Source organism: Terrabacter sp. AAH1, from assembly GCF_054456855.1.
Genome location: NZ_JBTJJV010000006.1, coordinates 175,238 through 198,444, shown reverse-complemented (window position 1 = coordinate 198,444; position 23,207 = coordinate 175,238). Strand labels below are relative to the sequence as shown.

Below are 23,207 nucleotides of genomic sequence, written 5' to 3'. Positions count from 1 at the left end.
TCGATGCGGACGATGCCGACCTGATGTGGAAAGATCGACCGACCGCCTGAACGCTGCCCACGAGGAGGCCCTGAGCCATGACCGACGCCCAGAAGACCCCCTTCCACCGGGTTCTGCTCAAGCTCTCCGGTGAGGTGTTCGGCGGCGGCAGCATCGGCCTCGACCCTGCCGTCGTGTCCGGCATCGCCAAGCAGATCGCCGACGCCGTGCGCGGCGGCGTGCAGGTCTCCGTCGTCATCGGCGGCGGCAACTTCTTCCGCGGCGCGGAGCTGCAGCAGCGCGGCATGGACCGCACCCGCGCCGACTACATGGGCATGCTCGGCACCGTCATGAACTGCCTCGCGCTGCAGGACTTCCTCGAGAAGGAGGGCATCGAGACGCGCGTGCAGTCCGCGATCGCGATGCAGCAGGTCGCCGAGCCCTACATCCCGCGCCGCGCCATCCGCCACCTCGAGAAGGGGCGCGTCGTCATCTTCGGCGCCGGCGCCGGCATGCCGTTCTTCTCCACCGACACCGTGAGCGCGCAGCGGGCCCTCGAGATCAAGTGCGACGCCGTGCTCATCGCCAAGAACGGAGTCGACGGCGTCTACGACTCCGACCCGCGCACCAACCCCGACGCGAAGAAGCTCGACACCGTGACCTTCAACGACGCGATCGTCGAGGGGCTCAAGGTCGTCGACGCCGCAGCGTTCAGCCTCTGCATGGAGAACAAGCTGCCCATGGTCGTCTTCGGCATGGAGGGTGCGGGAAACATCACGCGCGCGCTCCTCGGTGAGAGGATCGGCACGCTGGTCACCAACGCCTGACCGCGACGGGCACCAGCCACCCGCCAGCCGTTCACCGCACCGCACCACCCGGCACGACCGCCGACCACCGCGAACCACCCTGTTCACCCGCCGACGAGGGACGAGGAAGCCAGAGAGCCATGATCGAAGAGACGATGTTCGAGGCCGAGGAGAAGATGGACAAGGCCGTCGAGGTCCTCAAGGAGGACTTCGCGGGCATCCGCACCGGGCGGGCCAACCCGGGCCTGTTCAACAAGCTGACGGTCGAGTACTACGGCGCCCCGACGCCCCTGCAGCAGCTCGCCTCGTTCCAGAACCCCGAGCCGCGGACCATCCTTGTCATCCCGTTCGACAAGTCGGCGATGCACGAGATCGAGAAGGCCATCCGTGACTCCGACCTCGGCGTCAACCCGAGCAGCGACGGCAACCAGATCCGCTGCGTGATGCCCGAGCTCACCGAGGAGCGCCGCCGCGAGTACATCAAGCTCGCCAACCACAAGGCCGAGGAGGCGCGCGTCTCGGTGCGCAACATCCGCCGCAAGGCCAAGACCGACCTCGACAAGCTCGTCAAGGACGGCGAGGTCGGCGAGGACGACGGCTCGCGTGCGGAGAAGGAGCTCGACGGGCTCACCAAGAAGCACACCGACCTCGTCGACTCGCTCGTCAAGGCCAAGGAGACCGAGCTGCTCGAGGTGTGACCTCGACGTTCGACCCGATGATGACGACCGACTCACCGTCAGGATCACCGTCCGGATCACCGTCCGGATCCTCGTCGGATCCCGCGGACCGGGGCGCCGTCGTCCCGGGCCGCGCGGAGCCGGCCGCCGACGGCGCGCCCGGGCCGCTCGACCCGGTGCCCTACGACCCCAGGCTCGACGAGCTCGCCGGCCTGCCGGCCGAGGTGGTGCTCGAGAAGAAGCAGAGCCGCGCCGGGCGCAACCTGCCGGCGGCGATCGGCGTCGGCGTCGGCCTGGGCGTGCTCATCGTCGCCACGCTGCTCATCCGCAAGGAGTCGTTCCTGCCCCTCGTCGGCCTCGCGGTCGCCGTGGGCATGTGGGAGCTGCGGGCAGCCCTGCGCCACGCCGCCGTGCAGGCGCCGCTCGTCGCGCCGGTCATCGGCATGGCCGGGGTGCTCTGGGCGGCCTACGTGCACGGCCCCGGCGGCCTCGTCGTCGCCTGGGCGCTGACCTGCCTCGCCGTCGTGCTGTGGCGCGGCACCGGCAACCTCGACGGTGCCGGACGCGACGTCATGGGCGGCATCTTCATCGCGACCTACCCCACCTTCCTCGTGGGCTTCGCCGCGCTGCTGCTCGCCCCCGAGGACGGCGTCGGCCGCGTGTTCGTCTTCCTCATCACGACCGTGTGCAGCGACGTCGGCGGCTACGCCTCCGGCGTGCTCTTCGGCAAGCACCCCATGGCGCCGTCGATCAGCCCGAAGAAGTCGTGGGAGGGCTTCGCCGGCTCGGTGCTCTTCTGCGTCGTGGGCGGGTCGCTCACGGTGCACTTCTTCCTCGGTCACGCGTGGTGGATCGGCATCGCCCTCGGCATCGGGGTCGCGATCGCGGCGACCGTCGGCGACCTCATGGAGTCGCTCATCAAGCGCGACCTCGGCATCAAGGACATGTCGCACGTCCTCCCCGGGCACGGCGGCGTCATGGACCGGCTCGACTCGCTCGTCGTCGTCGCGCCGATCGTCTGGGCCGTCCTCACGCTGCTCGCGGCCCGACCCAGCTGAGAGCACGTCGGCACGTCGGCACGTCGGCACGTCGGCGCGTCGGCGCGTCGGCACGGCTCAACGTGACCGAGCGCGACGGCATACGGCCGGTTTTGACTCCACCTGAGAGAATGGGGGAGCCATGACTGAGACTCCCGCCGCACCCGCCCCCGTGGCGCTCCCCGAGCCGACGACTGCACGACCCGTGCCGGGCCAGCTGACCTTCAAGGCTCCGCGGCGTGGCAAGCCCCCACGGCACCTCGCCGACTTCAGCCCGGCCGAGCGCAAGGAGGCCGTCGAGGCGCTCGGGCACAAGGGCTTCCGCGCCAAGCAGCTCTCCACTCACTACTTCGAGCGGCTCGTCGACGACCCCGAGCAGATGACCGACCTGCCCAAGCAGGTGCGCTCCGAGCTCGTCGCCGACCTGCTCCCGACGCTGCTCACGCCGATCGTCCAGCGCGTCGCCGACGACGGCCAGACGATGAAGTACGCGTGGCGCCTGCACGACGGCGCGATCGTCGAGTCGGTGCTCATGCGCTACCCGAAGCGCGTCACCATCTGCATCTCGAGCCAGGCCGGCTGCGGCATGAACTGCCCGTTCTGCGCGACCGGCCAGGCGGGGCTCACCCGCAACATGTCGGCCGGCGAGATCGTCGAGCAGGTGGTCTGGGCCGCCCGTGCGCTGCGCCGCGGCGAGCTCGCCGGTGGCGACGACGACGAGGACCGCGAGCACCCGCTGCGCGTCAGCAACGTCGTCTTCATGGGCATGGGGGAGGCCCTGGCCAACTACAAGGCCTCGATCGGCGCCATCCGGCGTCTCACCGACCCGGCGCCCGACGGGCTCGGCATGTCGGCCCGCGGCATCACGATGTCGACGGTCGGGCTCGTCCCCGGCATCGACAAGCTGACCGCCGAGGGCATCCCGGTCACGCTCGCCCTGTCGCTGCACGCCCCCGACGACGAGCTGCGCGACGAGCTCGTGCCCATCAACACGCGGTGGAAGGTCGACGAGGCCCTCGACGCCGCGCACCGCTACTACGAGGCGACCGGCCGGCGCGTGTCCATCGAGTACGCCCTGATCCGCGACATCAACGACCAGGGCTGGCGCGCCGACCTGCTCGGCGAGAAGCTGGCGTCCCGCGGCAAGGGCTGGGTGCATGTCAACCCGATCCCGCTCAACCCGACCCCGGGCTCGAAGTGGACCGCGTCGCGACCCGGTGTCGAGCAGAACTTCGTCGAGCGACTGCGGTCCCACGGCATCCCCACGACGATCCGCGACACGCGCGGCCAGGACATCGACGGAGCCTGCGGGCAGCTCGCCGCCTCGACGGCCTGACACGCGTACGCTGGCGGGGTCGTCCCTGCGCGGGCACCGGTGACGAACTCGTCCCGGACAGAGCGCGAGACGATCACCAGGAGGTACGCGCATGGCCCAGCTCAGCCTCGGCGTGATGGCCCGCTCCCTCAAGGAGAACGAACACCGGCTGCCGTTGCACCCCAAGCACCTCGACCGGCTGCCCGAGGGGCTGCGCGACCGGGTCTTCCTCGAGCGGGGCTACGGCGAGCGCTACGGCGTCTCCGACGACCAGCTCGCGCGCTACGTCGGAGGCTTCCTCGGCCGCGAGCAGCTCGTGGAGCGCTGCGACGTCGTGCTGGCCCCGAAGCCGCTCCTCGCCGACATCGCCGCGCTGCGCGTCGGGCAGGTCCTCTGGGGCTGGCCGCACTGCGTCCAGGACGCCGAGCTGACCCAGGTCGCCATCGACCGGCAGCTGACCCTCATCGCCTTCGAGGCGATGAACCACTGGAACAAGGACGGCTCGTTCAGCCTGCACGTCTTCCACAAGAACAACGAGCTCGCCGGCTACTGCTCGGTGCTGCACGCACTGCAGATCGCCGGCATCACGGGCGACTACGGCCCGCAACGACGAGCCGTCGTCATCGGTTTCGGTGCCACCGCCCGCGGGGCCGTGACCGCCCTCAAGGCGCTTGGCATCGGCGAGGTCGACGTGCTGACCCACCGCCAGAAGGCCGCCGTGGCCTCGCCGATCCACTCCGCGCGGATCGTGCACTTCGACACCGACGAGACCACGGCGCGGGTGAGCCACGCCGTGACAGACGACGGTCCGGTGCTGCTGGGCGAGTTCCTCTCCGAGCACGACGTCGTCGTCAACTGCGTGCTCCAGGACACCGACGCCCCACTCACCTTCATGGACGACGACGACCTCAAGCGGATGACGCCGGGCAGCATCGTCGTCGACGTGTCATGCGACGAGGGCATGGGTTTCACCTGGGCGAGGCCGACGACCTTCACGGAGCCCACCTTCATGGTCGGGGACCACGTGCTCTACTACGCCGTCGACCACAGCCCGAGCTACCTCTGGGACGCCGCCACGTGGGAGATCAGCGAGGCGCTCCTGCCGTTCCTGCCGACGGTCATGGGCGGTCCGGAGGCCTGGGACGCCTCGCCGACGATCCGACGCTCCATCGAGATCCGCGGCGGCGAGATCCAGAACCCGGCCATCCTGTCGTTCCAGGGACGCTCGCCGAAGCACCCGCACCTACCGCTCGCCACCTGACGGGGCGCCGAGCTCCCCTGGAGGGCCGCTTCGTCAGGCGGACTCGGCGCGGTAGGTGCGACGGTACGCGAGCGGGGAGAGACCGACCGCCGTCGCGAGGTGCTGGCGGAGCGAGGCCGTCGTGCCGAACCCGGCGTCGGCGGCGACCCGGTCGACGGGCAGGTCGGTCGTCTCGAGCAGGTGCCGCGCCCGGTCGACGCGCGCCCGGTTCAGCCACGTCACGGCCGTCTCGCCCGTCTCCTCGCGGAACCGGCGCGTGAAGGTGCGCACGCTCATCCCCGCGTGCCGGGCCAGGTCGGCGAGCGAGAGCGTCTGGTCGAGCCGCTCGAGCGCCCACGCCCGGGTCGGCCCGGTGCCGGCGTCGGACTCGTCGGGCACCGGACGGTCGATGAACTGGGCCTGGCCGCCGGCGCGCCACGGCGCGACCACCGCACCCCGGGCCACCCTGTTCGCGGCCTCGGAGCCGTGGTCGGAGCGGAGCACGTGGAGCAGCAGGTCGATGCCGGCGGCGTTCCCGGCCGAGGTGAGCACGTCGCCGTGGTCGACGTAGAGCACGTCGGGCGTGAGGAGCACCTGCGGGAAGAGCCGCCGGAAGGCGTCGGCGTGGCACCAGTGTGTGGTGGCCTCCCGACCGTCGAGCTTGCCGAGCGCCGCGAGCACGAACGCGCCGGTGCAGATCGAGAGCCAGCGCGCGCCGGGCCGTGCCGTGGCCGCCAGTCGGACGAGGGGGTCGGGGAGCGCGCCGTCGTGGATGATCGAGCCGTTGATCCCCGGGATGACGATCGTGTCGGCCTGCGCCACGAGCGTGTTCGGGTCGGTGGGCAGAGCCTGGTAGCCGGCGGACGTGCGGACGGGCCCGTCGTCGACCGTCACCATGCGCACGTCGTAGGGCGGCGCCGAGCCGGTCGGCTCGCCGGGCCAGCCGGGGTCGAGGGCGGAGGAGGCGAGGAACCGGTGGGCGAGACCCAGCTCGAAGCCGATGACGGTGTCGAGGGCGAGCACGACGACGAGGTGAGGCCGAGTGGCCGGGGTCCGGGTCATGGCCGGATTCTTTCACACGATGTCCGTCCGGCCACTCGTGTCGTCGACCACGTATGCCGCAGAGTTGCCCCGTGACCCTCACCGACCGCACCGTCGACGCGCCCTCGCGGACCCGCCGCATCCACCCCGCGTGGTGGGTCGCCGTCGTCACGTTCCTCACCATCATCGGCGCCGCCGGCTTCCGCTCGACCCCCGGCGTCCTCATGACGCCGCTCCACGACGAGTTCGGCTGGCCGATGGGCGTCATCGGCGGCGCCGTCTCGGTGAACCTCGTCCTCTTCGGGCTCGCGGCCCCGTTCTCGGCGGCCCTGATGGAGCGCCTCGGAATCCAGCGGGTCGTCGCGGTCGCGATGGCGCTGGTGAGCCTCGGCTCGCTGCTGCCCATCTGGATGACCCAGTCGTGGCAGCTGGTGCTGTGCTGGGGCATCGTCGTCGGGATGGGCACCGGGGCCATGTCGATGGGCCTCGTCGCCACCGTCACCGGCCGGTGGTTCGTCGCCCGCCGCGGCCTCGTCACGGGCATCCTCACCGCGGCCGGCGCCACCGGGCAGCTCATCTTCCTGCCCGTGCTCGCCTGGCTCGCGGAGCACCACGGCTGGCGCACGGCGGCCATCGCCACCGCGGCCGCGGCCCTGACCGTGGTCCCGCTCGTGCTGTGGAAGCTGCACGACCACCCGAGCGTGCTCGGCCTCGCCGCGTACGGTACCCCCGAGGGCACGTCGGTGGCGCGCCCGCCGCGGCCCACCGGGCACCCTGTCCACCTCGCCCTCGGCACGCTGCGCGACGCGTCCCGCACCGGCGTCTTCTGGCTGCTGGTCGGCAGCTTCGCGGTCTGCGGCATGTCCACCAACGGCCTCGTGGGCACCCACTTCATCCCGGCGGCCCACGACCACGGCATGCCGACGACCACCGCTGCCGGCCTGCTCGCCCTCGTCGGCGTCTTCGACGTCGTCGGCACGGTCTTCTCGGGCTGGCTCACAGACCGGGTCGACCCGCGCGCCCTCCTCGCCACGTACTACACGCTGCGCGGCGCCTCGCTCTTCCTGCTGCCGTCGCTCTTCAGCGACGACCTGCACGTCAACATGCTCGCCTTCATCCTCTTCTACGGACTCGACTGGGTCGCGACCGTGCCGCCGACGATCGCGCTGTGCCGCAGTGCGTTCGGTGAGCGGGCACCGATCGTGTTCGGCTGGGTCTTCGCCTCGCACCAGCTCGGCGCCGCGGTCGCCGCGCTCGGGGCCGGTCTCGTGCGCGACCAGCTGGGCACCTACGACCTCGCGTGGTACGCGGCAGCCGTCCTCTGCGTCCTGGCCGCTGTGATGTGCGTCGCGATCCGTACCGCTCGTCCCGTGGAGCCGTCATCTCGGCGCATCGACTCTGGTGTCGTGGAGGGCGCGACGGCAGAGTGAGGGCATGAGCGACGGCGCCGACACGGCATACCGGAAGGTCCACGACGCGAGCCTGGCCGACCCCGAGGGCTTCTGGCGCGAGGCTGCGACGGCCATCGACTGGGTGACCCCACCCACTCGCATCCTCGACGACTCGCGACCCCCGTTCTACCGCTGGTACCCCGACGCCGAGCTCAACGTCTGCTTCAACGCGCTCGACCGGCACGTCGCCGCGGGCCGTGGTGACCAGCCGGCCCTCCACTACGACTCACCGGTGACGGGCAGCAAGGAGACGCTGACGTATGCCGACCTGCTGTCTCGCGTGTCGCGCTTCGCCGGAGCGCTCGCCGGCCTGGGCGTCGAGAAGGGCGACCGGGTCGTCATCTACATGCCGATGGTCCCCGAGGCGGTCGTCGCGATGCTCGCGTGCGCGCGGCTGGGAGCCATCCACTCGGTGGTCTTCGGCGGCTTCGCCCCGCAGGAGCTGGCCGCGCGCCTCGAGGACGCCGAGCCCAAGGTCGTCGTGTCGGCGAGCTGCGGCGTCGAGCCGTCGCGCATCGTCGAGTACAAGCCGATGCTCGACGCGGCGCTCGACCGCAGCAGCCACAAGCCCGAGTCCGTCATCGTGCTCCAGCGGGAGCAGTCGCCGGCTGCGGTCGGCGAGCGCGACACGGACTGGGAGGAGATGACCTGGGACGAGGTCTACGCCGACGCCGAGCCGGCCGACTGCGTCACCGTCGCCGCCACCGACCCGCTCTACATCCTCTACACGTCCGGCACGACCGGGAAGCCCAAGGGGATCTACCGCGACAGCGGCGGGTATGCCGTCGCGCTGCGCTGGTCGATGGCGAACCTCTACGACGTGGCGCCGGGGGAGACGATGTTCACCGCGAGCGACGTCGGCTGGGTCGTCGGCCACTCCTACATCGTCTACGCGCCGCTGCTGACGGGCGCGACGACCGTGCTCTACGAGGGCAAGCCGGTGGGCACGCCCGACGCCGGGGCGTTCTGGCGGGTCATCGCCGACTACGGCGCGGTCTGCCTCTTCACCGCACCGACCGCGTTCCGTGCGATCAAGAAGGAGGACTCGACCGCCTCGAAGCTGGCCGAGCACGACCTGTCACATTTCCGCGCGCTCTTCCTCGCGGGAGAGCGGCTCGATCCCGACACCTACGAGTGGGCATCGGCCGCGCTCGGCAAGCCGGTCATCGACAACTGGTGGCAGACCGAGACGGGGTGGCCGATCGCCTGCAACCCCAAGGGGATCGGATTGCTTCCGATCAAGGCGGGCTCACCGACGGTGGCCGTCCCCGGCTACGACGTACAGGTGCTCGACGGCTCGGGCCAGCAGGTCGAGCCCGGTGTCGAGGGCGCGATCTGCATCAAGCTGCCGATGCCACCCGGCACGCTCCCGACGCTGTGGGGCGACGACGACCGCTACGTCAGCTCCTACCTGTCGGCCCACCCCGGCTACTACCTGACCGGCGACGGTGGCTACCTCGACGAGGACGGCTACCTGTTCGTCATGGGCCGCACCGACGACGTGCTCAACGTCGCCGGGCACCGCCTCTCCACGGGGTCGCTCGAGGCGGCGCTCGCCGGCCACGAGGCGGTGGCGGAGTGCGCGGTCATCGGTGTCCACGACGACCTCAAGGGTCAGGTGCCGCGGGCCCTCGTCGTGCTGAAGTCCGGCATCGACGCCGACGCCGATGGCGACCGCATCCGCCGCGAGCTCGTGGCGCGGGTGCGCTCGGAGGTCGGCGCGGTGGCGGCCCTGCACCGGGTCGACATCGTGGCCGCCCTGCCCAAGACGCGTTCGGGCAAGATCCTGCGCAAGACGATGCGCGAGATGGCCGACGGCAAGCACGCGGCCGTGCCGGCCACGATCGAGGACGCGTCGGTGCTCGACACCCTCGCGCCGGTGCTGCGCCCCACCGACCCCGCCTGACCGTCCCAGCCGCCTTCGTCGAGTGCTCAGTTCCTGACGGCGTCGAGCGACGGGAGGAGGGGGAGGACGTCGTCGATCGTGTCGACGAGGTGGATGGCCTGCTCCATCGGGCGGCCGGCCGCCATGGCCGTGATGGCCGACCAGACCGGCACCCGCTCGGTCCAGTGCTCGCGCCCGACGAGCACGAGGGGCGGCAGTGGCGCGTCGTCGGCGGCGTAGAAGAGCGGCGTCACCGCCTGGAAGATCTCCTGCACCGTGCCGGCGGCGCCGTCGAGCACGACGATCCCGGCATCGGACCGGGCGAGCAGCCCCTCCTCGCGGATGGCGTTCGAGAAGTACTTCGCGATGACGTCGCAGAAGACGTTCGGCGGCTCGTGCCCGTAGAACCACGTCGGGATGCCGAGCGAACGGGCCGCGGGTCCGAGCGTGTCGGTGGTGGCCTCCGGCTCGTCACCGGCAACGGCCTGACGCGCCGCCAGCGCGCCGGCCGCCCAGGCCGTGATGTCCGGCCGGAAGCTCGGCACCGGCGCAACACGAGCCACCGCCTCCTGCACGGCCTCCACGCTGCGGCACAGGGCGCCGAGGTTGGCGGCCTCCATGGCCCCCGGACCACCGCCCGTCGCGACGAGGTAGCCCTCCTCGGCGAGAGCGTGGCCGAGGCCGGCCGCTGCGGCATACGACGGCGAGTCGCGTTGTAGCGCATGGCCGCCCATGATGCCGACCACCGATCGACCTTGGACGAACTCGTCGAGGTCGTCGGTCACGGAGTCGTCGTGGATCGCCCGCACGAGGGTGCAGTACGCGTCGGTGCGCAGCCTGGCGTCGACGAACCAGGCGTACGCCTTCGCATCGGGGGTCGCGGCGTAGCCGTGCTCGAGACCGGCGTAGAGGTCGGACGGCAGGTAGAGCCCGCGCCACGGGTCGACCGGCGCCTCCGCGACGCCGGGGAAGAGGATCGCCCCGCCGCGCAGCAGCACCTCGGCCTCCGCCAGTGGCACGTCGCCGCCGAGCACCACGAGGCCGGTGAGATCGCCTCGGGCGGCGAGGCGGCCGGCGTAGCCGGTGAGGTCGAGGTCCTGAAGCCTGAGCCCGCGCAGCGGGGTGTCCGACTCGAGGTGGTCGTCGAACTCCTCGAGCGTCTCGATCTCCATGCGCCCATCCTGCCCGGCGCGGCGCCGTGAATGATCGAGGACCGGACCCGATCGTCACGCGTCGCCGGCCCGCTGACAGGATCGGGCGCATGGTCGGGGTCCTCGAGGGTTTCGCGACGATCGCGGTCATCGTCGCGGTCGGTTGGTTCCTGGCGCATCGACGCATCCTCGACGAGTCGGCACAGGTCAACCTGTCGCGGCTCGCCTTCCACGTCGCGTCACCGGCTCTGCTGCTCACCGTCATGCAGCGCACGTCGCTCGACGCCGTGCTGTCGGCGAACCTCGTGACGTCGCTCATCAGCTTCGCGTCGGTGGTGGGTGTCTACCTGCTCGTCGCCCGGTTCCGTTGGGCGGGAGAGGGACTCGGGTCACGCCTCATCGGGAGCCTGTCGGCGGCCTACGTCAACGCGGGCAACCTCGGCATCCCCATCGCGCTCTACGTGCTCGGCGACGTCGCCTGGGTGGCGCCGACCCTGCTCATGCAGCTGCTCGTCATCACGCCGATCTCCATGGCGCTCTTCGACAGCGACGCCCGCGGCGAGCGGCCGACGCTGCTGCGGAGCCTGCGTCGGATGTTCAGCAACCCGATCACGCTCGGTGCCATCGCTGGCCTGCTCATCGCCGTCTTCGACATCGAGCTGCCACGGGTCGTGGCAGCGCCGATCGACCTGCTCGGTGCGATGGCCGTTCCCTCGATGCTCGTCGCCTTCGGCATCTCGCTACGCCGTGGCCCACGACCTGCGACGGGCAGGGGCGCCGCGCACGTGTGGACCGTGGTCGGGCTCAAGGTCCTCGCCATGCCCGCGATCGCCCTCGGGGTGGGCCTGGCGCTGGGGCTTCGCGGCGAGGCCCTTTTCGCCGTGGTCGTGACGGCCGCCCTGCCCACGGCCCAGAACATCTTCACGTATGCCGTCCGCTACCGCCGCGAGGTCAACCTGGCCCGCGACACCATCTTCGTCAGCACGTTCGCGTCGGTGCCGGTGATCCTGGGGATCGCTGCCCTCTTCCACTGGCTCGCGGGCGTCTGAGTCGGGCCCCGGCCAAGGCCGGGTTCCGCAGCCGGGGCGCTGCGGAACCCGGCCCGCTCACCGGTCAGAAACCGCCGAAGTCACCGCCGCCGAAGTCGCCGCCGCCGAAGTCGCCGCCGCCGAAGTCGCCGCCGCCGAAGTCCCCGAAGTCGGAGCCGCCGGCATCACCGCCGCCATCACCCGCGTCGCCGCCGGCATCACCCGCGTCGCCGCCGCCGTCGCCCGAGTCGCCCGAGTCGCCCCCGGCATCACCCGAGTCGCCGGCGTCGGCGCCCGCGTCGCCGGCCTCCTGGGCCTCGGGCGAGGACTCGTAGCCGCCGAGCATCATGTCGGCGAGCGCGGACCCGACGACGACACCGGCGATGGTGCCCAGCATCGAGCCGGCGATCATGCCGCCCATGCCCATGCCGCCGCCCATCCCGCGTCCGCCGCCGAACGCTCCCTGCAGGTAGCCGGGCCGGCTCATCTCCGCGCGCGTGGCGCTACGGGCGAGGTCGGCGGGCTGGTCGCTGCGGGGCCGCTCGTTCTCGGGGAGGTCTTCGGTGAGGCGCTGGAGCACCATCTGGCGCTGCTCGGGCGACAGCTTGCCGAACGCCTCGGCGTGCACCCTTTCGATGTCCTCCGGGTCCGCGGTGCGCAGGAGGTACTTGTAGCGGGCGATGGCGCGCTCGTCCTCGCTCGAGGCGCCCCCTCGAGGCGACGGAACCTGGTAGGGCTGGCCGGTCGGGGCGGGGGCAGTGCGCTGTTGCTGCTGCAGCGGCTCGCGCCCGAGCAGCTTGTCGAGGAATCCCATGTCGTTCTCCTTGCGTCGGCGTCGCATCTGACGGATACCTACCCAACGAACGGCGCCACCCAGCGTTCCGGCGGCCGTGCGCGACGAAGTCCGGCCGGAAACGCACGGAGCCACCCGCGAACGGGTGGCTCCGTGCCCTTGCGCTACCCCCACGGCATACGCGAGGAAGAAGCGGTCAGAGGTGGTTCTCGGCCTCGACGAGCACCGACCGCAGACGCGACTCGATGTCGTCGAACTGCTCGGGCCCCATGATCAGCGGCGGCGCGAGCTGGATGACGGGGTCGCCGCGGTCGTCGGCGCGGCAGTAGAGCCCGGCGTCGAACAGTGCCTTGGAGAGGAAGCCGCGCAGCAGGCGCTCGGACTCGGCGTCGTTGAAGGTCTCGCGCGTGGCCTTGTCCTTGACGAGCTCGATGCCGTAGAAGTAGCCGGCGCCGCGCACGTCGCCGACGAGCGGCAGGTCTAGCAGCCGGTCGAGGGCCGCCTTGAACGCCGGCGCGTTCTGCTTGACCCGGTCGTTGAGGCCCTCGCGCTCGAAGATGTCGAGGTTGGCCATCGCGACCGCGGCCGACACGGGGTGCCCGCCGAACGTGTAGCCGTGCGGAAAGTACGTCGTGCCCTGCTTGAACGGCTCGAAGAGACGGTCGCTCGCGATCATCGCGCCGATGGGGGAGTAGCCGCTCGTCATGCCCTTGGCGCACGTGATGATGTCGGGCACGTAGCCGAAGTCGTCGCAGGCGAACATCGAGCCGATGCGGCCGAAGCTGCAGATGACCTCGTCGGAGACGAGCAGCACGTCGTACTCGTCGCAGATCTCCCGCACGCGCTCGAAGTAGCCGGCCGGCGGCGGGAAGCAGCCACCGGAGTTCTGCACCGGCTCGAGGAAGACGGCCGCGACGGTGTCGGGACCCTCGAACTCGATGGCCTCGGCGATGCGGTCGGCGGCCCAGCGCCCGAAGGCCTTCTCGTCGTCGCGCAGGTGCTCGGGCGCGCGGTACAGGTTGGTGTTCGGCACCTTGTGCGCGCCGGGCACGAGCGGCTCGAACATCTCCTTGGCCGCCGGGATGCCGGTGATCGACAGGGCGCCCTGCGGGGTGCCGTGGTAGGCGACGGCACGCGAGATGACCTTGTGCTTGGTCGGCTTGCCGGTCAGCTTGTAGTACTGCTTCGCGAGCTTCCAGGCGGTCTCGACGGCCTCGCCGCCGCCGGTCGTGAAGAAGACGCGGTTGAGGTCACCGGGGGCGTATGCCGCGAGACGCTCGGCGAGCTCGATGGCCCTGGGGTGGGCGTAGCTCCACAGCGGGAAGAACGCCAGCTCCTTGGCCTGCTTGGCAGCGGCCTCGGCGAGCTCCTCGCGCCCGTGGCCGGCCTGGACGACGAAGAGGCCGGCGAGCCCGTCGATGTACTCGTTGCCACGGTCGTCCCAGATCGTCCAGCCCTTCCCCTTGGTGATGATGGGGACCGAGTGGCCGAGCCCGCCGGTGTCCTTCTCCTCGAACACCGAGTGGCGCGTGAAGTGCATCCACAGGTGGTCTCGGGCCGCCTCCGAGTGGAGGGTGCCGGTCGGCGTCCGGGTGTCCGAGGACGGTTCCCAGACCTGGTTCGGGTTGATGCTCATCGTGTACCCCAGTTGTAGAGCTGTTTGTTGAGTTTCAGGTAGACGAACGTCTCGGTCGCCGTGACGCCCGGGAGAGGGCGGATGCGGCTGGTGAGCAGCTCGAGCAGGTGGGCGTCGTTCTCGCAGACGACCTCGGCCAGCACGTCGAAGCTGCCGGCCGTCGTCACGACGTAGGAGACCTCGTCCATCTCGGTGAGGGCGTCGGCCACCGACGTCATGTCGCCGGACACGCGCAGGCCGACCATGGCCTGTCGCTGGAACCCCACCTGCAGGGGATCGGTCACGGCGACGATCTGCATCACGTCGGCGTCGAGCAGCCGTTGCACGCGCTGGCGCACGGCGGCCTCGGAGAGCCCCACCTGCTGGGCGATCGACGCGTACGACTTGCGGCCGTCGTGCTGGAGCAGCTCGATGATCGTCTTGCTCACGTCGTCGAGGTTGACCGCCGGTTTCCGTGCCCTACCGCCTCCGGAACCGGCCGCGTTGGCCACGCCTCGGATGGTCGTCATGTCCCGATACTGACCTGTGGAACGCGCTGTTGGCAAGTGCCTTCCCAACTGATTCCGAAGAAGTGGCCCATCAACCCTTCCTGATTGCGAAGGTCTGCGTTTAGCATTCCCGCATGACTTCGAAGCCCCGCCAGCTCCGCAACTTCATCGGTGGCCAGTACGTCGACCCCGAGGGCGACACCATGACCGACATCGTCGACCCGTCGTCGGCGCAGGTCGTGGCCAAGGCGCCCGTGAGCAGCCAGTCCGACGTCGACCGGGCGTATGCCGCGGCCTCCAAGGCGTTCGAGACGTGGGGTGACACGACCCCGAGCGAGCGCCAGCAGGCGCTGCTGAAGTTTGCCGACGCCATCGAGGCCCGAGCCGACGACTTCGTCCGGCTCGAGGGTGAGAACACCGGCAAGCCGCACGCCCTGACTGCGAGCGAGGAGATGCCTCCGATGCTCGACCAGCTGCGCTTCTTCGCCGGCGCGGCGCGCGTGCTCGAGGGAAAGTCGGCCGGGGAGTACATGAAGGGGCACACCTCCTTCGTGCGCCGCGAGCCCATCGGCGTCGTCGGCCAGGTCACCCCGTGGAACTACCCGATGATGATGGCGATGTGGAAGATCGCGCCGGCCCTGGCCGCGGGAAACACCATCGTGCTCAAGCCGTCCGACACGACGCCGGAGACGACGCTGCTGCTCGCCGAGCTCGCCTCGGAGTTCCTGCCCGAGGGCACCTTCAACGTCATCACCGGTGACCGTGAGACCGGCCGCATGGTCGTCGAGCACCCGACGCCGGCCCTGGTCGCGATCACCGGCTCGGTGCGCGCCGGCATGCAGGTCGCCGAGAGCGCCTCGCGCGACCTCAAGCGCGTGCACCTCGAGCTCGGCGGCAAGGCGCCCGTCGTGGTCTTCGACGACGCCGACCTCGAGGCAGCCGTCGAGGGCATCGCGATCGGTGGCTACTTCAACGCCGGTCAGGACTGCACGGCGGCCACCCGCGTCCTTGCCGGTCCCCGCATCCACGACGAATTCGTCGACGCCCTCGCGGAGTACGCCAGGAACGAGGCCAAGGTCGGTATGCCCGACGACGCCGACGCGCTCTTCGGCCCCGTCAACAACCCGAACCAGGTCGCCCACGTCGGTGGCATGATCGACCGCCTCCCCGACCACGCACGGGTCGCGGCCGGCGGCCGACGGGCCGACGGCCTCGGCGACGGCTACTTCTTCGAGCCGACCGTGCTCGCCGGCCTGCGCCAGGACGACGAGCAGATCCAGAACGAGATCTTCGGCCCGGTCATCACCGTGCAGCAGTTCACCGACGAGGCCGAGGCGCTCGCCTGGGCCAACGGCGTGCAGTACGGCCTGGCCTCGAGCGTGTGGACCAAGGACTTCGGTCGGGCGATGCGGATGAGCCGCAAGCTCGACTTCGGCTGCGTGTGGATCAACACGCACATCCCGATCGTCGCCGAGATGCCTCACGGGGGCTTCAAGCACAGCGGCTACGGCAAGGACCTGTCCATGTACGGACTGGAGGACTACACCCGCGTGAAGCACGTGATGGCCAACATCGAGTCCTGAGCCCCGGTGCGCCGCCGTCCCGACTCGGCGGCGCACCGTCCACCGGCGGCGGGGGCCGCCGGCACCTGCACCACCAGCCCGACCGGGTCAGTGTCGATCCCCTCCTGACCGATCCCGAAACCCCTGGAGACGTAGATGAACGACAAGAGCTTCGACCGCGACAACCCCGTGCTGCGCGCTGCCCTGCTACGCGGCATGGTGTCCCGCCGGTCGGCCATGATGGGCGCCGCGGGCGTGAGCGCCGCGGCGTTCCTCGCCGCCTGCGGCTCGGCGGGAAAGAACCCGTCGAGCGGCAGCGGCGCGAGCGGCACCGCGAGCGCCGCCAGGACCGCAGCGGCCGCCAAGGACATGTCCGACACCGAGAAGATCGTCAACTGGTCGAACTGGCAGGAGTACATCGACGTCTCGGAGGACGGCAAGAGCCGCCCGAGCCTCGACGCCTTCACGAAGAAGACCGGCATCAAGGTCAACTACACCGAGGACTACAACGACAACGACGAGTTCTACGCGAAGGTCCGACCCCTGCTGGAGGGTGGCACCGACACGGGCCGGGACGTGTGGGTCAGCACCGACTGGATGGTGGCGCGCCTCATTCGCCAGGGCTACGTGCAGAAGCTCGACATGGCGAACATCCCGAACGCCAAGAACCTCGAGGGGTCGTTCCAGAACGTCGAGTTCGACCCGGGGCGCCAGTACTCGCTGCCCTGGCAGGCCGGCTTCGGCTGCATCGGCTACAACACGAAGGCGACCGGCGGCAAGAAGATCGAGACGATCACCCAGCTGCTCACCGACCCGTCGCTCAAGGGCAAGGTCACGCTCCTCACCGAGATGCGCGACACCATGGGCCTCGTCATGATGGAGCAGGGCAAGGACATCTCGAAGTTCACCGCCGCGGACTTCGAAGCAGCTCTCGCCATGATCCAGCAGGCGAAGGACTCCGGGCAGCTCAAGGGCTTCACCGGCAACGACTACACCGACGGTCTGGCCAAGGGCGACATCGCGGCGTGCGTCGCGTGGTCCGGCGACGTCGCCTCCCTGAAGGTCGACAGCCCCGAGCTCGGCCTGACGCTCCCGGCCGCCGGTTACACGCTCTGGACCGACAACTTCGTCGTCCCGGCGCTGGCCAAGCACAAGAAGAACGCCGAGAAGCTCATCGACTACTACTACGACCCCAAGGTCATGGCCGAGGTCGAGGCCTGGGTGAACTACATCCCGCCCGTGGCCGGGACGAGGGCGGCGGTCGCGGCCACGGACGCCGAGCTCGGCGGGAACCAGCTGATCTTCCCGAGCGCGGAGACCTTGGCCAAGGCCCAGGTGTTCCGCCCGCTCACCGCGGACGAGGAGACGAAGTTCGCCAAGGCCTACTCGGCCCTCACCACCGCCTGATGGGAGACACGACCGTGGACCGAACAGGCAAGGGCGACCTGTCGCTGGTCGCGCTGACCAAGTCGTTCGCGACCTTCACGGCCGTCCACCCGCTCGACCTGACGATCGAGGCCGGCTCGTTCTTCGCCCTGCTCGGGCCCTCGGGCTGCGGCAAGACGACGACCCTGCGCATGATCGCGGGGCTGGAGGACCCGACGGGTGGCCGGATCACGATCGGCGACGAGGACATCACCGACACGAAGGCCTACCAGCGCAACGTCAACACCGTCTTCCAGTCGTACGCCCTGTTCCCGCACATGACGGTCGTCGACAACGTCATGTTCGGCCTCAAGCGCCGAGGCGACAAGGACGCCAAGCGCAAGGCGAGGGAGGCCCTCGAGCTCGTCCAGCTCGAGCAGGTGGCGACGAAACGACCGACCCAGCTCTCCGGCGGCATGCAGCAGCGGGTGGCGCTCGCGCGCGCTCTCGTCAACCGTCCCGACGTGCTGCTGCTCGACGAGCCCCTGGGGGCCCTCGACCTCAAGCTGCGCCGGCAGATGCAGATCGAGCTCAAGCGGATCCAGCAGGAGGTCGGGCTGACGTTCATCCACGTCACGCACGACCAGGAGGAGGCCATGACGATGGCCGACCGCATCGCCGTCATGAACGCCGGTCGGATGGAGCAGCTCGGCGACCCGGCGACGCTGTACGAGCGCCCGAGCTCGACCTTCGTGGCCAACTTCCTCGGCCAGTCCAACCTGTTGCGTGCCTCGGTGCTCGGCAGCGAGTCGGGCAACGGCGTCGTCCGCGTCCGCAGCCACGACACCGAGCTCGAGGTCGTGCGCGACCACCTGCCCCAGGGGGTGGGGGACGTCTGGCTCGGCGTGCGTCCCGAGAAGCTCCGGCTCGGCGAGTCAGGTGGTCCCAACCGCCTGAGCGGCCTCGTGCGAGACGTGTCCTTCACCGGGGTCGCGACGCAGTACAGCGTGGAGATGCCCTGGGGACAGGAGCTGACCGTCGTCCAGCAGAACGACGGCACGGCGCGGGCACGCCTGGGCGAGAACGTGACCGTCTCGTGGGCCGCCGAGCACGGTTTCGCCCTCGACGCGTCCCAGGACGCCGAGGCGGGGGCCGAGCTGGTGGACGATCGTGGCTGACGCCGCGGTCCTCTCGACCGGAAGCTCGGTCGCGGAGGGCCGACGACGCCGCAACTGGGTCCCCTACGCGCTCCTGCTCCCGGGCCTGCTCTGGCTGTTCGTCTTCTTCGTCGTGCCGATGATCACCCTTGCCTCGCAGTCCCTGCAGGAGGGCAACGTCGACGACGGCTTCGTCTTCACGGGCAACATCGCGGTCTACGGTCAGGCGCTCACCACCTACTGGCCGCAGATGCTGCGCTCCCTGCTCTACGCCGGCACGGCGACGGTCCTCGCGCTCGTGCTGGGCTACCCGCTCGCCTACTTCATCGCGCAGAAGGCGGGGCGCTGGAAGAACGTCGTCCTCGTGCTCGTCATCGCGCCGTTCTTCACGAGCTTCCTCATCCGGACGCTCGCCTGGAAGACGATTCTGTCGGACAACTGGGTCGTCACCGACTGGGCCAACAAGCTCGGGGTGACCAGCGTGCTCCAGGCGCTGGGGCTCACCGCCAACGACTCGCTGCTCTTCTCACCGTTCGCGGTGGTCATGGGACTGACCTACAACTTCCTGCCGTTCATGATCCTGCCGCTCTACGCGACCCTCGAGCGGCTCGACCCGCGGCTGCTCGAGGCGGCGAGCGACCTGTACGCCTCGCCGTGGCAGACCTTCCGCAAGGTGACGTGGCCACTGTCCCTCCCGGGCGTCGTGGCCGGGACCCTGCTGACGTTCATCCCGGCCTCGGGTGACTTCATCAACGCTCGTCTGCTCGGCAACACCCAGACGACGATGATCGGGGCGGTCATCGACAGCCAGTTCCTACGCGTCCTCGACTATCCGCTCGCTGCAGCGCTCTCGTTCGTGCTGCTCGTCATCATCCTGGCGCTTGTGGCCTCCTACGTCCGCAAGGCCGGCACGGAGGAGCTGCTCTGATGGCCTGGATCAAGCGTCACCTCATCACGTTCGCAGCACTCGCCGTGCTCGCCTACACGCTCGTGCCCAACGTCATCGTCGCGGTCTTCTCGTTCAACGACCCGAAGGGCAAGTTCAACTACACGTTCAACGAGTTCTCCACCGACGCCTGGACCAACCCCTGTGGCGCTCCAGGCATCTGCGACTCGCTGGGTCTGAGCCTGCGCATCGGCATCACCGCCTCGATCATCGCGACGATCCTCGGCACGATGATCGCCTTCGCCCTGGGCCGCTACCGGTTCAGGGGACGCTCCGCCACCAACCTGCTCATCTTCATGCCGATGGCCACTCCCGAGGTCGTCATGGGGTCGAGCCTGCTGACGCTCTTCCTGATGGCCGGCATCCCCGCCGGGCCGGTGGCGATCCTCATCGCGCACATCATGTTCTGCGTCTCGTTCGTCGTCGTCGCGGTCAAGGCCCGGGTGGCGACCCTCGACCCCCGGCTCGAGGAGGCCGCCGCCGACCTCGGGGCCAACCCGACCCAGACGTTCCTGCGGGTGACGCTGCCCCTGGCGGCGCCGGGAATCGCGGCGGGAGGACTGCTCGCCTTCTCGCTGAGCTTCGACGACTACATCATCACGAACTTCAACGCGAGCCCGAGCTCGATCACCTTCCCGATGTACGTGTGGGGCGCCGCCCAGCGCGGTGTGCCGGTGCAGGTGTACGCCATCGGAACGGTCATGTTCCTCATCGCTCTCGGCGTCGTGGTCGCGGGCCAGGTCGTCGGGGCCCGCCGCAACAGACAGGTGGCCTGAGTCTCCATGCGCGTCCTCATGATCGGCTCGGGTGGGGTCGGCGACGCCGCCGCGCGCATCGCGGCCGAGCGCGACTTCTTCGAGCTCTGGGTCGTCGCCGACTACGACATCGCGCGGGCCTCACGCACCGTCGCCGCGGTCGGCGGGCGACACCCGGGTGAGAGTCGCTTCGTCGCGGCCCAGGTCGATGCGTCGTCGGTGGAGGCCGTGACTGCACTCGCGCGCGAGCACGGCGCGACGCATGTGTTCAACGCCGTCGACCCGAAGTTCAACATGTCGACCTTCAACGCTGCCAAGGCTGCCGGCGCCGACTATCTCGACATGGCGATGAGCCTCTCGCGCCGCCATCCTGAGCAGCCGTATGCCGTCACCGGGGTCAAGCTGGGCGACGAGCAGTTCGCGGTGGCGGGGGAGTGGGAGGCCGACGGCCGGCTCGCGCTCGTCGGCATCGGCGTCGAGCCGGGGCTGTCCGACGTGTTCGCGCGCTATGCGGCAGACCACCTCTTCAGCGAGATCGACGAGCTGGGCACGCGCGACGGCGCCAACCTCGTGGTGCGGGACGACGACGGCAACGAGGTCTTCGCGCCGAGCTTCTCGATGTGGACGACGATCGAGGAGTGCCTCAACCCTCCCGTGGTCTGGGAGAAGGACCGGGGGTGGTTCACCACCGAGCCGTTCAGCGAGCCGGAGGTGTTCGACTTCCCGGAGGGCATCGGCCCGGTCGAGTGCGTCAACGTCGAGCACGAGGAGGTGCTCCTCATGCCACGCTGGGTCGACGCGAAGCGGGTCACCTTCAAGTACGGCCTCGGCGACGAGTTCATCACCATCCTCAAGGTGCTGAACACGCTCGGGCTCGACCGCACCGACCCGGTGCGGGTCAAGGGCGTCGAGGTGAGCCCCCGCGACGTCGTGGCGGCCGTGCTGCCCGACCCCGCGAGCATCGGCTCGCGGATGACCGGCAAGACCTGCGCCGGACTGTTCGTCACCGGCACGGGCACGGACGGCCGGCCGCGGCGCACGTACCTCTACCACGTCGTCGACAACGAGCAGACGATGCGCGACTACGGCGCCCAGTGCGTCGTGTGGCAGACCGCCGTCAACCCGGTCGTCGCGCTCGAGCTGCTCGCCCGGGGTGTGTGGAAGGGCGAGGGCGTGCTCGGCCCCGAGGCGTTCGACGCCGTCCCGTTCCTCGAGCTCCTGGCAGCCTCGAAGCCGGACGGGTACGGGTCTGCCTGGGGCATCGACGAACGCTGACGAGCGCTGAGGAGCGCTGGCGAGCTCGAGGCGGTCAGGGTGCTCGAGGCGCTCGACCGCCCACCAGGGCCCGGCGCGGCCGGGAACGGCTCGCACAGGGGCCGGGAGGCACCCATCACGGAACATCGACGAGGAATAGGGTTTCAGGCATGGCAGCGGTGACGCAGAAGTCAGTGATCGACTCAGTGCCCAAGGGCCTCTACATCGGCGGGCAGTGGCGCGACGGCGGCGACGGCGAGACGATCGCCGTCGACGACCCCGCGACCGGCAAGGTGCTGACGCACGTGGCGGCAGCCACCGTCGCCGACGGCCGTGCGGCGCTCGACGCCGCCGTGGCGGCGCAGTCCGACTGGGCGAAGACGCCCCCGCGCGACCGCGGCGAGCTCCTCCGGGCGGCATACGAGAAGATCACCGAGCGCGCGGAGGAGTTCGCGATGCTCATGACCCTCGAGATGGGCAAGACGCTCGCCGAGAGCCGCGGCGAGGTGGCCTACGGCGCCGAGTTCTTCCGCTGGTTCTCCGAGGAGGCCGTGCGCATCTCGGGCCGGTGGTCCACGGCGCCCAACGGTGCGACCCGCCTCATGACGATGAAGCAACCGGTCGGCCCGACGCTGATGATCACGCCGTGGAACTTCCCGCTGGCCATGGGAACCCGCAAGATCGGGCCCGCCATCGCAGCCGGCTGCACGATGGTCGTCAAGCCGGCCAGCCAGACGCCGCTGACGATGCTGGCGCTGGCCGACCTGCTACGCGAGTGCGGCCTGCCCGACGGCGTGCTCAACGTCGTCATGACGACGCACGAGACCACCGGCGCCGTCATGGAGCCCCTCATCCGCGACCCGCGGCTGCGCAAGCTCACCTTCACCGGCTCGACCCCCGTCGGTCGCTCGCTGATGGAGCAGGCCTCCCAGGGCATCCTACGGGTCTCGATGGAGCTCGGCGGCAACGCACCCTTCCTCGTCTTCGAGGACGCCGACGTCGACAAGGCCGTCGACGGCGCGATGCTCGCCAAGATGCGCAACATGGGCGAGGCCTGCACGGCGGCGAACCGGTTCTACGTCCACGAGTCGCTCGCAGACGAGTTCAGCGCCGAGCTCGCGAGGCGGATGGGGGCCCTGACGCTCGGCAAGGGGACGAAGGACGGCGTCGACGTCGGACCCCTGGTCGACGAGAAGGCACGCGACAAGGTCAGCGCGCTCGTCGACGACGCCGTCGCCAAGGGCGCGAAGGTGCTGGTCGGCGGCTTGGTGCCCGACGGCGACGGCTGGTTCTACGAGCCCACCGTGCTCGCCGACGTGCCCACCGACGCCGAGATGGCACGCGAGGAGATCTTCGGCCCGGTCGCGCCGGTGACGACCTTCCGCACCGACGCCGAGGCCGTCCGCCTCGCCAACGACACCGAGTACGGCCTCGTCGCGTACCTCTTCACCCGGGACCTCTCGCGCGCCATCGCGATGAGCGAGGCGCTCGAGTACGGCATGGTCGGGGTCAACCAGGGCATCGTGTCCAACCCTGCCGCGCCCTTCGGCGGCGTCAAGGCCTCCGGTGTCGGGCGCGAGGGCGGTTTCGAGGGCATCGACGAGTACCTCGAGACCAAGTACGTCGGCATCGCCCTGTAGG

20 protein-coding genes are annotated in these 23,207 nt (G+C 70.1%); 15 read left to right on the top strand and 5 right to left on the bottom strand.

The genetic code is table 11. The features are described from left to right. The first annotated feature begins 77 nt into the window (after positions 1–77). The 5 genes from pyrH to ACXR8F_RS12150 all read left to right on the top strand — a co-directional run bounded on the left by pyrH (position 78) and on the right by ACXR8F_RS12150 (position 5,075). Positions 78–806: a UMP kinase gene (pyrH, locus tag ACXR8F_RS12170; protein WP_045191692.1), complete on the top strand. Its 729-nt coding sequence runs from the start codon at positions 78–80 to the stop codon at positions 804–806. A gap of 119 nt (positions 807–925) precedes the next feature. Continuing rightward, positions 926–1,483 (top strand): ribosome recycling factor, encoded by a 558-nt coding sequence (gene frr, locus ACXR8F_RS12165; RefSeq protein WP_045191693.1) that lies wholly within the window; start codon positions 926–928, stop codon positions 1,481–1,483. After that, complete coding sequence (locus ACXR8F_RS12160) at positions 1,480–2,520, top strand: phosphatidate cytidylyltransferase (protein ID WP_458800755.1); 1,041 nt, start codon at positions 1,480–1,482, stop codon at positions 2,518–2,520. Before frr ends, ACXR8F_RS12160 begins: the two co-directional genes overlap by 4 nt. 121 nt (positions 2,521–2,641) lie before the next feature. Continuing rightward, positions 2,642–3,835 carry a 23S rRNA (adenine(2503)-C(2))-methyltransferase RlmN gene (rlmN, locus tag ACXR8F_RS12155; RefSeq protein WP_458800753.1) on the top strand — a complete coding sequence of 398 codons (1,194 nt, stop codon included), beginning with the start codon at positions 2,642–2,644 and terminating at the stop codon, positions 3,833–3,835. 91 nt (positions 3,836–3,926) lie between these two features. Next, the gene (locus ACXR8F_RS12150; RefSeq protein ID WP_458800751.1) at positions 3,927–5,075 is read left to right on the top strand and encodes a N(5)-(carboxyethyl)ornithine synthase; all 1,149 of its coding nucleotides are present in this window, start codon (positions 3,927–3,929) and stop codon (positions 5,073–5,075) included. 33 nt (positions 5,076–5,108) lie between these two features. Here the strand turns inward: ACXR8F_RS12150 and ACXR8F_RS12145 are convergent, their stop codons facing one another. Then, a complete protein-coding gene (locus ACXR8F_RS12145) occupies positions 5,109–6,116 on the bottom strand; it encodes a GlxA family transcriptional regulator (RefSeq protein WP_458800749.1) in 1,008 nt (335 codons plus the stop codon). A gap of 53 nt (positions 6,117–6,169) precedes the next feature. On the opposite strand from ACXR8F_RS12145, the gene ACXR8F_RS12140 reads away from it, so the two are divergent. Continuing rightward, positions 6,170–7,525: an MFS transporter gene (locus ACXR8F_RS12140; protein WP_458800747.1), complete on the top strand. Its 1,356-nt coding sequence runs from the start codon at positions 6,170–6,172 to the stop codon at positions 7,523–7,525. Positions 7,526–7,529: 4 nt separating this feature from the next. Next, entirely contained in the window at positions 7,530–9,452 is a 1,923-nt protein-coding gene (locus tag ACXR8F_RS12135; RefSeq protein WP_458800745.1) for a propionyl-CoA synthetase, read from the top strand. Positions 9,453–9,478: 26 nt separating this feature from the next. Here ACXR8F_RS12135 and ACXR8F_RS12130 read toward each other — a convergent pair whose 3' ends face one another. Beyond that, entirely contained in the window at positions 9,479–10,603 is a 1,125-nt protein-coding gene (locus ACXR8F_RS12130; protein WP_458800743.1) for an LOG family protein, read from the bottom strand. 89 nt (positions 10,604–10,692) lie between these two features. On the opposite strand from ACXR8F_RS12130, the gene ACXR8F_RS12125 reads away from it, so the two are divergent. Then, positions 10,693–11,631, top strand: a complete 939-nt coding sequence (locus tag ACXR8F_RS12125; RefSeq protein ID WP_045191700.1) for an AEC family transporter — start codon at positions 10,693–10,695, stop codon at positions 11,629–11,631. A 64-nt stretch (positions 11,632–11,695) separates the two neighbouring features. On the opposite strand, the gene ACXR8F_RS12120 is transcribed toward ACXR8F_RS12125, so the two are convergent. The 3 genes from ACXR8F_RS12120 to ACXR8F_RS12110 form a co-directional block, all read right to left on the bottom strand. Further along, a complete protein-coding gene (locus ACXR8F_RS12120; RefSeq protein WP_458800740.1) occupies positions 11,696–12,424 on the bottom strand; it encodes a hypothetical protein in 729 nt (242 codons plus the stop codon). A 175-nt stretch (positions 12,425–12,599) separates the two neighbouring features. Beyond that, positions 12,600–14,039, bottom strand: a complete 1,440-nt coding sequence (locus ACXR8F_RS12115) for an aspartate aminotransferase family protein (protein ID WP_458800738.1) — start codon at positions 14,037–14,039, stop codon at positions 12,600–12,602. Then, a complete protein-coding gene (locus tag ACXR8F_RS12110; RefSeq protein ID WP_045191703.1) occupies positions 14,036–14,548 on the bottom strand; it encodes an Lrp/AsnC family transcriptional regulator in 513 nt (170 codons plus the stop codon). Before ACXR8F_RS12110 ends, ACXR8F_RS12115 begins: the two co-directional genes overlap by 4 nt. Positions 14,549–14,661: 113 nt before the next feature. On the opposite strand from ACXR8F_RS12110, the gene ACXR8F_RS12105 reads away from it, so the two are divergent. The 7 genes from ACXR8F_RS12105 (at position 14,662) to ACXR8F_RS12075 (ending at position 23,206) form a co-directional block, all read left to right on the top strand. After that, positions 14,662–16,110 (top strand): gamma-aminobutyraldehyde dehydrogenase, encoded by a 1,449-nt coding sequence (locus ACXR8F_RS12105; protein ID WP_458800736.1) that lies wholly within the window; start codon positions 14,662–14,664, stop codon positions 16,108–16,110. Between the two features lie 135 nt (positions 16,111–16,245). Further along, the gene (locus tag ACXR8F_RS12100) at positions 16,246–17,496 is read left to right on the top strand and encodes a polyamine ABC transporter substrate-binding protein (protein ID WP_458800734.1); all 1,251 of its coding nucleotides are present in this window, start codon (positions 16,246–16,248) and stop codon (positions 17,494–17,496) included. Next, positions 17,496–18,632, top strand: coding sequence for an ABC transporter ATP-binding protein (locus ACXR8F_RS12095; protein ID WP_045191706.1), 1,137 nt, complete (start codon positions 17,496–17,498; stop codon positions 18,630–18,632). The genes ACXR8F_RS12100 and ACXR8F_RS12095 overlap by 1 nt, the downstream gene beginning before the upstream one ends. Continuing rightward, positions 18,625–19,539 carry an ABC transporter permease gene (locus tag ACXR8F_RS12090; RefSeq protein ID WP_458800732.1) on the top strand — a complete coding sequence of 305 codons (915 nt, stop codon included), beginning with the start codon at positions 18,625–18,627 and terminating at the stop codon, positions 19,537–19,539. The genes ACXR8F_RS12095 and ACXR8F_RS12090 overlap by 8 nt, the downstream gene beginning before the upstream one ends. Further along, the gene (locus ACXR8F_RS12085; RefSeq protein WP_045191708.1) at positions 19,539–20,333 is read left to right on the top strand and encodes an ABC transporter permease; all 795 of its coding nucleotides are present in this window, start codon (positions 19,539–19,541) and stop codon (positions 20,331–20,333) included. The genes ACXR8F_RS12090 and ACXR8F_RS12085 overlap by 1 nt, the downstream gene beginning before the upstream one ends. A 6-nt stretch (positions 20,334–20,339) precedes the next feature. Next, positions 20,340–21,587, top strand: coding sequence for a saccharopine dehydrogenase family protein (locus ACXR8F_RS12080; protein ID WP_458800730.1), 1,248 nt, complete (start codon positions 20,340–20,342; stop codon positions 21,585–21,587). Between the two features lie 149 nt (positions 21,588–21,736). Continuing rightward, positions 21,737–23,206: an NAD-dependent succinate-semialdehyde dehydrogenase gene (locus ACXR8F_RS12075; RefSeq protein WP_458800728.1), complete on the top strand. Its 1,470-nt coding sequence runs from the start codon at positions 21,737–21,739 to the stop codon at positions 23,204–23,206. The last annotated feature ends 1 nt before the right edge of the window (position 23,207 follow it).